The organism is Ruegeria sp. (genome assembly GCF_965243365.1).
Classification (GTDB): domain Bacteria; phylum Pseudomonadota; class Alphaproteobacteria; order Rhodobacterales; family Rhodobacteraceae; genus Ruegeria.
In genome coordinates this window covers 410,984-422,287 of sequence record NZ_CBDEUW010000001.1, presented here as the reverse complement: position 1 = coordinate 422,287, position 11,304 = coordinate 410,984, and the positions used below count along the sequence as shown (strand labels likewise).

Sequence of the window (11,304 nt, the reverse complement as noted above, 5' to 3'; positions counted from 1 at the left end):
TGTCCTGCTTAACGAGCCGTGGTGGTTCCGGCTTCCATCACGAAATCCAGATGACGGAAACGGTCGAGCGTAAAAGGCGCCATAAGCGGGTGCGGTTCACCTTTGGCAACAAGATGGGCCAGCGTCAGACCACCGGCCGGAATGGCTTTGTACCCACCCCACCAGCCAGCCGTGACAAACAACCCGCCTATGTCGGTCTTCGACATGATCGGGGACGCGTCGTGGGCGATGTCCAGATGCCCGCCCCATTGCCGCATAAGCTTGAGTTTCTTGAAACTTGGGAAAAGCGACAGCATCGCCGAGACGGTATCTTCGAACACGTGCTGTTTGATGTCACGTCGAAAACTCTGCCCCATGTCAGGCGCCCCGCCGATCACCATCTCACCCTTGTCGGATTGGCTGAAATAGAAACCGCTGTCGGGACAATTCACAATCACATCGACAAGGGGCTGAACCGGCTCTGAAACAAATGCCGTCAGGTTCATGGTACGAAGGGGCAGTTTCAGTCCAACGGTTTCGGTCAGGGTGGTTGTATGGCCTGACACTGCGACCACGACCTTTTTGGCATGCACAGTGCCGTTTGGGGTTTCGACCCCGGCAATCGCACCGTCATCACCGCGGATCAGTGATTGCACCGGTGTCTGCTGATGAACCTCGACCCCCAACGCATCGGCCCCCCGGGCATAACCCCAGGCCACGGCATCATGCCGGTTTACAGCTGCATCCGTATGCACCATCCCACAGATCACCGGCAGCCGTGCGTCCGGTCCACCACCTGTCAGGGCCGGAATGCGGCGGCGAACCTCTTCGGTGGTGATCTGTGTATAGGTCGAGCCATAGATATCCATCGCCAATTGACGCCGGCGCAGTTCCCTCAGTTTTGGCCAGGTCTGCACGACATCCACCATGGTGCGTTTGGAATGCATCATGTTGAAGTTGAGCTCACGCGTCAGACCTTCGTACATCTCCACCGACTTGACGTAGAATGGGATCGACTCGTCCCGCATGTAGTTCGAGCGGATGGTGACTGTGTTTCGGGCAATGTTGCCACCGCCAAGCCATCCCCGCTCCAACACCGCGACGTTGGTGATGCCGAACTCTTTGGCCAGATAGTAGGCGGTTGCAAGCCCATGCCCGCCCGCCCCGATGACAATGACATCGTACCGGCTTTGCAGCGGAGGGCTGCGCCACGCCCGATGCCAGTTTTTGTGCCCGGACAGTCCATTTCGGACAAGCGAGAAGATCGAGTAATTTTGCATGTTGGTTATATTATTTATCAACAGTAATTAACCGTCAAGCAAATCCTGTACTTTCATGCAATCCTCAAAACAGATAAGGTCAGCTTCGATGAAACACTGTGACGCGGAACCCAATGGCGGAAAAAATCGATACCGAGACAGAAATCGGGCGCACCCTGCAACGCTTGCGGCAGGAGCGGAACCTGACGGTGACTGAACTGGCCTCACACGCCCAGGTGTCAACGGCGATGATCAGTCGGATAGAGAACGGGCACGTTTCGCCGTCTCTTAATACACTACAATCTTTGGCCGATGCGCTTTCGGTGCCGTTGATGGCGCTGTTTGCGCACTCTGACTCCGCCGCCGATGTCCATCATGTGTGCGCCGGGGCGGGATTGCCGGGGCGACGTATCACGCAAGACCACGCCCATGACTATTTGCTGCTGGGCAAACACAGCGGGCCGGGCGGATCGTTTCAATCCGCGCGCATCCGCATCCACCGCACCGACGCAGGTGCCCTGCCTCGCTATCAGCATGAAGGGCATGTGTTCATCTACATGATCGAAGGAAAGGCGATTTACAGATGCGGCAACGAAGATTTCCCGATGTCCGCCGGGGATACGCTCAGCTTTGACGCCAAACTGCCCCATGGGTTTCGCGAAATCCAGTCGGATGAGGTTGAGTTCATAACCGTCTCAACCCGCCCACAGTGATCGGCGAATTCAGTGCCCCAAAAGCTGGCTCAGGAACAACTGGGCCCGGTCGCTTTGTGGGTTGCCGAAAAACTCCTCAGGCTCGGCAACTTCGATGATTTCACCTTCGTCCATAAAGACAACCCGATCAGCCACCTTGCGGGCAAAACCCATCTCATGGGTCACACAGATCATGGTCATGCCTTCCTCGGCCAGTTCCGTCATCACATCCAGAACGCCCGCGATCATCTCGGGGTCCAACGCCGAGGTCGGCTCGTCAAACAGCATCAGCTTGGGTTTCATGCATAGCGACCGCGCAATCGCGACACGCTGCTGCTGCCCGCCCGACAATTGCGGCGGGTACTTGTCGGCCTGTTGTGCGATATGCACACGTTCAAGGTAATGCATCGCCAGATCAGTCGCATCTTTCTTGGAGACCCCACGATTGCGCATCGGCCCGAGGATCAGGTTCTCAAGAATTGTCATATGCGGAAACAGGTTGAAGCTTTGAAACACCATCCCGACCTCGCGGCGGATGTCGGCGATGTTCTTCATGTCTGGTGTAACTTCGACCCCATCGACCACAATGGTACCCTTTTGATGCGCCTCAAGCTGGTTGATACAGCGGATCATCGTCGATTTCCCTGAACCGGACGGGCCGCAGACAACCACTTTCTCGCCTTCGTTCACGGTCAGGTTGATGTCGTGCAACGCACTGAACTGACCATACCATTTGCTCATTCCGGTGATTTCAACCAGCGGATTGGCGGATGCGTCGGGCATAGATAAGTCTCCTAACGGCGGGTTCTGGTTGTCCGATGTTCAAGCCAGTCGAACAACAGGGCAAAGCTGTAGCACAAGACGAAGTACATCGCGCCCACAAGGATCCAGGTCTCGAACACCTTGGTTGTGGTCGCGGCGACTTCGGTGGCCATGAAGGTCAGCTCCTGAATCGAGATCAGCGATACGATGGCGCTGTCCTTGATCAGGGTGATGAACTGGCCAGCAAGCGGCGGCAGGATCTTGCGAAGGGCCTGCGGCATGATCACGTCGCGCAACACGTTGAATGGCGACAGGCCGATGGCACGCGCTGCTTCCCACTGACCTTTTGCTACGGACTGGATACCGGCGCGCACGATCTCGGTGATATAGGCACCTTCGAACATCGCCAGACACAAAACACCGGCCAGAAAGTTCGACAGAAGCGCGGGTTGCCCGAACAGGAATGTAAAGACCGAGTTGTTTACGACCGGATTTTCAGGGTCAATGTCTTCCAGACCCAATGCCGGGAAAAGCTGGCTGGAAATGAAGAAGAAAAAAATGAAGATGAAGACCAGCGGCGGGATATTGCGGATCAGTTCGACGTAGGCGCGGCTGATGATCCTGAGCGTGAGGTTCTCGCAGGTTCGCCAATACCCCATGACGATCCCGATGATGGTTGCGAAAACGGTCCCCCAGATGGCCAGCCGCAGGGTGGTGAACAGCCCGGTCAACAGCAGGTTGCTTACATACTCCTGCCTCTCAGGATCCCAACGGATGAGGAATGACAGGACCCGCGACCAATCCCAGCGGTAGACCAACACATCATTGACCTGATAACCCGCATACACCACCACAGCTGCCACGATGCCAAAGATAACATAGTCAGAAACCGTAAGAGATTTCCTGGGCGCTGCGGGAGGAGGAGTGTTTCTGTCCATAGGAACCATCACCTGAGTAAGTTCCGGAGGCGCAGGACAAACCCGGCGCCTCCGCTTTGCCTGGGCAAGGCTTAGTTAGATGCAACCATGTCTTTCCAGGCCGACTGATCCTTGAACCAGTAGTCATGGGTTTCCTGCAACCAACCATTCGAAGAATTCACCAGAATCCAGTTCGAAAAGAAGTTGAGTGCATCCGGATCGCCTTTGCGCAGCGCAAAGGCCTCGTCACCGCGCGTCAGGTTCTCGCCGTCATTGGCCAGGAACACTTTGTCAGGGTAGGCGTCTGCCCAGAACCGCGGTTTGGGTGCCGACGAGATCATCGCATGTGCGTTCCCGTTTACAACTTCCTGAAAGGCCTGCGCATCGTCGTCAAACTTGCGAATTGTCGCTTTCGGAAAGCGGTTTTCGGCAATATTGCAGGGTGTGGCACCCCGACGGCAGGCAATTGTCACGCTGGTGTCATTGTAGTCATCCAATGCGCCAAACTCCCCCGCCAGCGCGGTGTTGGAAGCCATTTGCTGGCCGGAATGCGCGTAGGGAATGGTGAAGTTGACAGTCAGGTTGCGCTGGGGCGTGATCGACATACCGCCGATAATGACATCGAACTTTTTGGCGATCAGGGCGGGAATGATACCGCTCCACGCAGTGGGTACGAACTCGATCTCGACGCCCATGTCCGCAGCTACTTTCTTGGCCACGTCGATTTCAAAGCCGATCAGGTTACCTTCCTTGTCGCGCATGGCCCATGGCACGAACGTGGCCATGCCAACCCGCAGCTTGCCGCGTTTCTGGATTTCCTCCAGCACGCCTTCTGCCGCAGCCGGGACACTGGATGCAGCAACGCTGGTGACAGCCAGTGCCGCTGCAACGGCAAAACCCTTAAGTGGTTTCAGGAACTTCATTTTATATCCTCCGATGTTGGGTTCAGTGTTTTCAAAGGGTTATCGTTTTCCCTTGTTGAGTGAATGCTCGAACAGGCTGACCAGGACGGACAAAGTGACGGTGACAGCCAGATACATCCCGGCCACGATGAACCACACTTCAAACGCCATGAACGTATCGGCAATCAGGTTCAGCCCCGCAGTGGTCAGTTCCGATACCGCAATCACACTGACAATCGCCGAATGCTTGATCAGCGAGATCAAAAGCCCCGTGAGTGGCGGCAGGATGAGAGGCAAGGATTGTGGAATAACAATAAAACGATACTTGTCGGCAACGCTCAAACCGATCGAGTCCGCACCTTCGTACTGCCCCTTGTCAACAGCCGTAATGCCCCCGCGAATGATTTCAGCGGCGAAAGAGCCTTCGAAGAAAGCCAGACACAGAATGGCGGCCCAGAAACGGTCGATGCCAAAGATTGGCGCCAGCACGAAGTAGAACAGGAAAAGTTGCACAAGCAGCGGCGTGTTCCGGATCGCCTCAAGATAGACCTTTGCGATGATCCGCCCCGAGATCGAATTGGACAGTCTTGCGAAGGCCGTAACAAACCCGATCAGGATCGCAATAATCCCGGCAGTAGCAGCCAACTTTAGCGTTTGGATCAAACCCCGAACCAACGGACCCCAGATAAGCTCGCCATCAATGACGCGATAGAAGAAGGGCTGCACCCGGTACCACTGCCAATTGTAGTCCATGGCCTGGGCACCGCGCCAGATCAGAAACCCAAGAACAGCGAAGATCAGGACGGCCTGCCCGACCTGCCAGGTCGTACGGCTGAAAGCTGCTGCGTCAAAGCCCGCTTCCTCACGCTGACGCTCATTGCGCGGTGTTGCTGCGGCAACCCTTCCCTGCATGCAGTCCCCCTGGTCCGCTGCTGATTTATTTGATGAGTATCATGTGCAATATATAGCTTTGTCAACGATTTTGGTAATTTTACTTTCATAAATGCTATAATACGAAACTTCTTGCCTAAAATCCTTCGATAGTGGAAATACGATGGCTATGAAAATTACTTTCAGACAGGTTGATGCGTTTCGTACGGTCGTATCCACCGGAACGGTGACAGAAGCGGCTGAAATGCTGGGTATATCGCAGCCTGCCGTTAGCCGCCTGATTTCAGATTTCGAAGCCGAAGTGGGGTTTGCCCTGTTTCAACGCTCGGGCCGGGTACTTGTGCCAACGGACGAAGCCCGGCTACTGGTAGAGGAGGTTCGCCAGGCGGTCAGCGGGATGGAACATATCAAGCAGGCTGCGACGGCGATCGGCAGTTTCGGGCATGCGCGGCTGAGCTTGGTGGCCACCCCGGCCTTTGCTTCGCAACTGGCACCGGATCTGATTGGCGCCTTTGCAGCCGCCTGCCCCGATTCCATGGCGCGCATGGAATTCGAAGCCAATGACGACTCGGTCGAATGGATGGTGGCGCAAAGCTATGATTTTGGCATCACGTCCAGCCAGCCCTCCAATCCGTCATTTGACAGTCTGATATTGTCGGATGACGATGTCTATTGCGTCCTGCCAAAGGGCCACCGCCTGGCAGACAAAGCCGTCATCCATGCCCGTGACCTGGCGGACGAGTGTTTTATCTCGTACATGAGTTCATCGCGCTTCCGGTTTGAGGTCGACCGCTTCTTCGAGGCAAAATCCGTATCGCGCAGCATGAAATACGAAACCCGCACCACTGACGGTATCTGCCGCTTGGTAGCAAAGGGACTCGGAGTGTCGATTGTCGGCTCATCAAAAAGCTATCTGGAAACGATCCCGGGCTGCGTTGCCCTGCCTTTCGCCGCGCCGCTGAATTTCCGGGCAGTATTATTCTGGTCCAAGAACAGACCGCTGTCAGCAGTGGCGCAAATCTTTCTGGACCTCGCGCGCGACTCGCTCAACCCCGAGTAAGCGCGGCGCGGAATTTCTCACGTGCGCCAGCACTGTGGATATAGGCATAGTCCCGTGGATAGGCATCACCCGGCATCACTTCCATGCTCACGAATTGAGGCCCGGGCGCGGTCAGAATTGCGGGCAGCGCTTCGGTGAACTGATCCAGTTCGGTGAAACTATGCGAACCGGCATATCCGGCGGATTGGGCAAACCCTTCGAAATCCACCTGATCCGCGCCCGGCAACGGATGTGCGCCATTGACCTCGTATACCCGGTTGGCCGACAGAAAGTGATACAGATTGGTCACCCCGGAATTGGCAATGGTGACCAGCGAACCAAGGTTCATCAGCAGGCTCCCATCCCCATCCAGCACGATCACCCGGCGGTCGGGATTGGCCAGAGCCAGCCCCAGCCCATGCGAGCTGGCCTGCCCCATCGCCCCCACCGCGACATAGTTCAGGTCACGGGGGTTGAGTTGCAGCCAATCGAAACAGCTTTGGTATACGGCCACTACGATATCGCGGTCATTCACATGCGGGATCAGCGCCTTGAGCGCTTGGTCACGATACAGGGTCATACTGCCTCCGGCGCGCGGCCAATCAGGAAAATATGCGGGTGCGATGCCGCGTAAGCCGCTGCAATCGCTTGCGGAACATGATCGACGTCCTCGGGTTCTTCAATCATCGAATGCGAAATCTGCATTGCGTCCAGTACCGGGCGGATGATCCGAACCCCGTACGAGGCCGATTGATCGGGATGCACATGCGGCTCTTTCCCCTGAAGGCCGACCATCATCACGATAGGCCGCTCATAGTCGACCCCAATGGCCCGGATCGCGTTCAGCGAGTCCATCAAGCCGGTTTGCTGCATCATGAGCACTGATCTGGTCCCGTTGTAGGACATTGCCCCGCAGATACTGACACCCTCGTCTTCCTTGCAGATTCGTGTCAGGCGAAAATCAGGATCCCTTGAGATCGGCCACAGCAGACCATCGCTGGTTACAATATCCGGCAAGGCAACAATTTCCCGAACCCCGGCCGCCTTGATGCCAGCAATGATCCTTGCCCCGGACGGATGCGCCACCACCGGCGCATCGTCAGCAAGTGTTGGTGCAGCCACCATCACGCCCCTCCATTCAAAAAGCTTGCGATCCCGTCGCGGGCCGCCTTCAGTTCGTGCCGATGCCCGATCGAAATACGGATATAGTCCTGATACGCGGGTGACGCGAAACGGCGCACTGCGATGCCTTTTTGCCGTAAAGCCATGTCCGCTGCTGCTGCTGATTTTTCAGGGTCGGGCATATGCACCAATAAAAAGTTGGCCTGGCTCGGCACCACCGACAATCCTAGCGCGCCCAATTCCGATGTCAGCCACTCGCGACCTTTGCGATTGGCATCAAAGACAAACTGCGTATGCGACCGGTCCTCTAATGCGGCAAGCGCCGCAGCCGCCGAGGGCGACGCAACGGGAAAAGTCAGCGCAATCCGCCGAACGGAATCGATCACGTCTTCGGGGCCGTATATCCAACCGACACGCGCGCCTGCCAGGCCGAAGATTTTCGAAAACGTTCGGCACATTACGACATTGTCCGCCTCGTCAACCAGCTTATGAGCAGGCTCATAGTCTTCGGCGTCGACATATTCCTCATATGCGGCGTCAATCACCAGCAACACATTGTCAGGCAATGCAGCGTGCAAACGCCTGACCTCGGCACCGCTCAGATATGTGCCTGCCGGATTTTCGGGATTGGCCAGATAGACAATGCGGGTGCAATCCGTCAAAGCCGCGATCATCCGGTCCACGGACGGCACAAAACCATCGTCAGCAACTGAAACAACATCCGCGTCGTTGGCATGCGCGTAGTTCGGAACCTTCAGGTACCCGTTGGCGCTGCGGATCAGTTCTGTACCCGGCCCCAGATAGGCGCGGGCCAGACGAGCCAAAAGATCATCCGATCCCTGACCGGTGGTGATACGTGACCCATCCAACCCAAAATGCGCAGCAATGGCCGGGGCCAGCACCTGATCCGGATTCTCCAGATACCTTTCAATTCCGCTGACGGCTGCACGCGCCGCTGCAATTGCGTTCGGGCTTGGCCCAAACACGCTTTCATTGGAGTTCAGCAAAACTGAGGCTGGCGGAACTTCGTCGGTCGCGCCGCCCACCATGTGCGGCTTGATCCGGTCTATTCCCACTTTCGCACGCGTAACAGCCATACAGTCCCTCCTGTGCCGATACTACCCGTCATCCTTATTTCGTCATATCACATAGTAAACATATTTTTGCAATTCACTTACAAAAAAATTATGATAAGAAGAATGCCGAAACCATCCCGCGACAGGAGAAACATGACCGACCCGCGCACTTCTCTGGCAGGCAGGCTGCACTTGACCATCGATCTGGACGCACCCGGTCGGCAGGTAGGGGATGTGATGGTGAAATGGTCGGACAACTCCGTGCCCTTGGGCTATCATCCTGTCCCGATAATCAGTTTGCGCGGATCAGAGGGGCCGACTCTTCTTATCATCGGCGGCACACACGGTGATGAGTTCGAGGGTCCGGCCTCAATTCTGCGCCTTGCCGCGCGATTGGAGCCATCGCAGATGTCAGGGCAGGTCATTCTGCTGCCTGCCCTCAACGCGCCCGCCCTGATGGCGTCGTCGCGGGTGTCGCCCCTGGACGGTCAGAACCTGAACAGGGCGTTTCCGGGTGACATTGATGGCGGGCCGACGGCAATGCTGGCGCATTTTGTCGAAACCGTTCTCTTGCCGCGCGCAGATGCGGCGATCGATCTGCATTCCGGCGGCAAGGCTTCTGTGTTCACCCCTTGCACCCTGGCCGCCCGCACACCAGATGCTGCCCTGACCCGCGCCAACTTCGAGTTGGCCGAGGCCTTTGGCCTGCCCCTGATCTGGGCGTTGGGCGAACACAACGACAACCGTTCGGTTAACGCCGCAGCCGCCCGCGTGGGTGTGCCGATGATTGCAGCCGAACTGGGTGGTGGTGGCAATGTGAACCCGGAACTCACAGACATTGCAGAGGCGGGCCTTTTGCACTGCACGGCCCATCTGGGAATAACCCGCGACACGCCTTCAAGACGCTCTGGCGCGCGGCGCATTGAGATCGCATCGCCCCACGATTCCGTTTTTGCCCCCGGCACCGGCCTGTTTGACCGGTCCATCACAGCCGGACAGAGCGTTCAGGCCGGTGACCGGGCTGGCTGCCTTCGCTTTCCCGATAACCCGGCCCGACCAGCTCTGGACCTGACTTTTCCCAACAGCGGCTTTGTGCTGGCCCATGGCAATCGCGGCATGGTGCGCCGCGGCGACCTGCTGGCGCTTGTGGCCCAAGATGTTTCTGAAGGACACTGAATGAAAACCTACGCTCCGTTTATCTCGGGTAAATTTCAACACTGGCAGGGCGACACCATACCAAGCGTCGATCCCGCCACTGGTGAGGTCTGGAGCCAGGTTGCGCGCTGCGGCGCTGATGAGGCCGACACCGCCATTCAGGATGCCAATCGTGCCTTTCGCACCGGGCCCTGGGCCGACGCTGGCATCGAAGGGCGCGCGCGCATTTTGGACACTCTGGCGGATGTGCTGGAGGCAAGGTGGGAAGAACTGGTCGAACCCGAAATCCGCGACAACGGCAAACGGATCACCGAGGTCCGCGGCCAGCTTTCCGGCCTGCACAGTTGGTTCAGGTACTTTGCCGCCGAGGCTCGCAAACTTAAACCCGAGGCACAGGCCAACTCCATCCCCGGCGTGACCAGCGTTGGCCATTGGCTACCCTACGGTGTCGTGGTCGCGATTACGCCATGGAACTCACCCCTGATGATCCTGGCGTGGAAAATCGCCCCAGCTTTGGCAGCGGGCAATACGGTGGTGGTCAAACCTTCTGAGATGGCCTCGGCCTCGTCACTAGAGTTCGCGCGACTGGCGCACGAGGCAGGGCTGCCCCCCGGGGTGTTAAACGTGGTGACCGGCCTGGGACATGAGGTGGGTGAAGCGCTGGTTCGCCACCCGCTGACCCGCAAGGTGACGTTCACGGGCTCTGATATCGGCGGCCGCAAAGTGGCCGAGGCCGCCTCGGCCGGAGTGGTCCCGACCACGCTGGAACTGGGCGGCAAGTCTCCGCAGGTCGTGTTTGCCGATAGCGATCTGGAAAACACCGTGAACGGCATCCTGTCCGGCATCTTTTTGTCCAACGGTCAGACCTGCGTCGCGGGCTCGCGTGTAATTGCCGAGGCATCGATCAAAGACGCGCTGGTTTCACGGTTGGTTGAACGCGCGCAGGCGCTACGGATGGGGGACCCAATGGACCCGGCCACGCAGATCGCACCTCTGGCCAATGAGCCGCATCTGCGTAAAGTCAAGTCGATGATCGCGCAAGCCAAGGCTGACGGGGCGACCTGTCTGCTGGACGGAACCGAGACCGCAAACGGGCGGCAAGGCTTTTATGTCGGCCCGACGATATTTGAAGATGTGACCCGCGACATGCAGCTCTGGCGCGAAGAGGTGTTCGGACCGGTCCTTGCTGTCACCACCTTCGACACCGAAGACGAAGCCATCGCGCTGGCCAATGACAGCGATTACGGTCTGGCGGGCGGGGTGTGGACAAGCGACGCGAACAAGGGCGCGCGGGTGGCGGGCGAAATCCAGTCCGGAACGGTCTACATCAACCATTACCGGAACGTCGATCCGTCCAGCCCGATTGGCGGCATCAAGCTGTCAGGCTACGGGCGGGAACTGGGCCCGGGCGCCGTAAAGGATTTCCTGCAGGCCAAATCGATCTGGACGGGCACCGCACCGGTGCCGGATCCGTTTCCCTGACACCTGCGCAGAACACACAAGAGACGAA

12 protein-coding genes are annotated in these 11,304 nt (G+C 57.7%); 4 read left to right on the top strand and 8 right to left on the bottom strand.

What is annotated here, in order from left to right:
* Positions 1-8: 8 nt before the first annotated feature.
* Complete coding sequence (locus ACP0GE_RS01955; protein WP_424830319.1) at positions 9-1,259, bottom strand: FAD-dependent oxidoreductase; 1,251 nt, start codon at positions 1,257-1,259, stop codon at positions 9-11.
* A gap of 113 nt (positions 1,260-1,372) precedes the next feature.
* Between ACP0GE_RS01955 and ACP0GE_RS01950 the strand changes: the two genes are divergently transcribed.
* A complete protein-coding gene (locus tag ACP0GE_RS01950) occupies positions 1,373-1,951 on the top strand; it encodes a helix-turn-helix domain-containing protein (RefSeq protein WP_424830318.1) in 579 nt (192 codons plus the stop codon).
* 9 nt (positions 1,952-1,960) lie between these two features.
* Here ACP0GE_RS01950 and ACP0GE_RS01945 read toward each other — a convergent pair whose 3' ends face one another.
* From ACP0GE_RS01945 to ACP0GE_RS01930, 4 genes are all read right to left on the bottom strand, one after another.
* A complete protein-coding gene (locus ACP0GE_RS01945; protein ID WP_424830317.1) occupies positions 1,961-2,713 on the bottom strand; it encodes an amino acid ABC transporter ATP-binding protein in 753 nt (250 codons plus the stop codon).
* Between the two features lie 11 nt (positions 2,714-2,724).
* Positions 2,725-3,630, bottom strand: coding sequence for an amino acid ABC transporter permease (locus ACP0GE_RS01940; RefSeq protein ID WP_424830316.1), 906 nt, complete (start codon positions 3,628-3,630; stop codon positions 2,725-2,727).
* Positions 3,631-3,701: 71 nt separating this feature from the next.
* On the bottom strand, positions 3,702-4,532 hold the full coding sequence (locus ACP0GE_RS01935; RefSeq protein WP_424830315.1) for a transporter substrate-binding domain-containing protein: 831 nt from the start codon (positions 4,530-4,532) through the stop codon (positions 3,702-3,704).
* Between the two features lie 39 nt (positions 4,533-4,571).
* Positions 4,572-5,423, bottom strand: coding sequence for an amino acid ABC transporter permease (locus tag ACP0GE_RS01930; protein WP_424830314.1), 852 nt, complete (start codon positions 5,421-5,423; stop codon positions 4,572-4,574).
* 142 nt (positions 5,424-5,565) lie between these two features.
* On the opposite strand from ACP0GE_RS01930, the gene ACP0GE_RS01925 reads away from it, so the two are divergent.
* Positions 5,566-6,462, top strand: coding sequence for a LysR substrate-binding domain-containing protein (locus ACP0GE_RS01925; RefSeq protein WP_424830313.1), 897 nt, complete (start codon positions 5,566-5,568; stop codon positions 6,460-6,462).
* On the opposite strand, the gene ACP0GE_RS01920 is transcribed toward ACP0GE_RS01925, so the two are convergent.
* Genes ACP0GE_RS01920 through ACP0GE_RS01910 form a run of 3 tightly spaced genes read right to left on the bottom strand, consistent with a single transcriptional unit; the run spans position 6,449 to position 8,660 of the window.
* Positions 6,449-7,021, bottom strand: coding sequence for a thiamine pyrophosphate-dependent enzyme (locus ACP0GE_RS01920; RefSeq protein WP_424830312.1), 573 nt, complete (start codon positions 7,019-7,021; stop codon positions 6,449-6,451). The two genes, ACP0GE_RS01925 and ACP0GE_RS01920, sit on opposite strands and share 14 nt — an antisense overlap.
* A complete protein-coding gene (locus ACP0GE_RS01915; protein ID WP_424830311.1) occupies positions 7,018-7,566 on the bottom strand; it encodes a decarboxylase in 549 nt (182 codons plus the stop codon). Before ACP0GE_RS01915 ends, ACP0GE_RS01920 begins: the two co-directional genes overlap by 4 nt.
* Positions 7,566-8,660, bottom strand: coding sequence for a pyridoxal phosphate-dependent aminotransferase (locus tag ACP0GE_RS01910; protein WP_424830310.1), 1,095 nt, complete (start codon positions 8,658-8,660; stop codon positions 7,566-7,568). The genes ACP0GE_RS01915 and ACP0GE_RS01910 overlap by 1 nt, the downstream gene beginning before the upstream one ends.
* Positions 8,661-8,792: 132 nt before the next feature.
* Here ACP0GE_RS01910 and ACP0GE_RS01905 point away from each other — a divergent pair, with 132 nt between their 5' ends.
* Together ACP0GE_RS01905 and ACP0GE_RS01900 are read left to right on the top strand one after the other, a co-directional pair.
* Positions 8,793-9,815 (top strand): succinylglutamate desuccinylase/aspartoacylase family protein, encoded by a 1,023-nt coding sequence (locus ACP0GE_RS01905; protein WP_424830309.1) that lies wholly within the window; start codon positions 8,793-8,795, stop codon positions 9,813-9,815.
* Positions 9,816-11,276 carry an aldehyde dehydrogenase gene (locus tag ACP0GE_RS01900; protein WP_424830308.1) on the top strand — a complete coding sequence of 487 codons (1,461 nt, stop codon included), beginning with the start codon at positions 9,816-9,818 and terminating at the stop codon, positions 11,274-11,276.
* Positions 11,277-11,304 lie beyond the last annotated feature (28 nt).

Coding starts and splice junctions, on each gene's coding strand:
- ACP0GE_RS01930 (WP_424830314.1), bottom strand. CDS start 5,423: ATGCAGGGAAGGGTTGCCGCAGCAACACCGCGCAATGAGCGTCAGCGT.
- ACP0GE_RS01900 (WP_424830308.1), top strand. CDS start 9,816: ATGAAAACCTACGCTCCGTTTATCTCGGGTAAATTTCAACACTGGCAG.
- ACP0GE_RS01945 (WP_424830317.1), bottom strand. CDS start 2,713: ATGCCCGACGCATCCGCCAATCCGCTGGTTGAAATCACCGGAATGAGC.
- ACP0GE_RS01925 (WP_424830313.1), top strand. CDS start 5,566: ATGGCTATGAAAATTACTTTCAGACAGGTTGATGCGTTTCGTACGGTC.
- ACP0GE_RS01935 (WP_424830315.1), bottom strand. CDS start 4,532: ATGAAGTTCCTGAAACCACTTAAGGGTTTTGCCGTTGCAGCGGCACTG.
- ACP0GE_RS01950 (WP_424830318.1), top strand. CDS start 1,373: ATGGCGGAAAAAATCGATACCGAGACAGAAATCGGGCGCACCCTGCAA.
- ACP0GE_RS01955 (WP_424830319.1), bottom strand. CDS start 1,259: ATGCAAAATTACTCGATCTTCTCGCTTGTCCGAAATGGACTGTCCGGG.
- ACP0GE_RS01910 (WP_424830310.1), bottom strand. CDS start 8,660: ATGGCTGTTACGCGTGCGAAAGTGGGAATAGACCGGATCAAGCCGCAC.
- ACP0GE_RS01940 (WP_424830316.1), bottom strand. CDS start 3,630: ATGGACAGAAACACTCCTCCTCCCGCAGCGCCCAGGAAATCTCTTACG.
- ACP0GE_RS01915 (WP_424830311.1), bottom strand. CDS start 7,566: ATGGTGGCTGCACCAACACTTGCTGACGATGCGCCGGTGGTGGCGCAT.
- ACP0GE_RS01920 (WP_424830312.1), bottom strand. CDS start 7,021: ATGACCCTGTATCGTGACCAAGCGCTCAAGGCGCTGATCCCGCATGTG.
- ACP0GE_RS01905 (WP_424830309.1), top strand. CDS start 8,793: ATGACCGACCCGCGCACTTCTCTGGCAGGCAGGCTGCACTTGACCATC.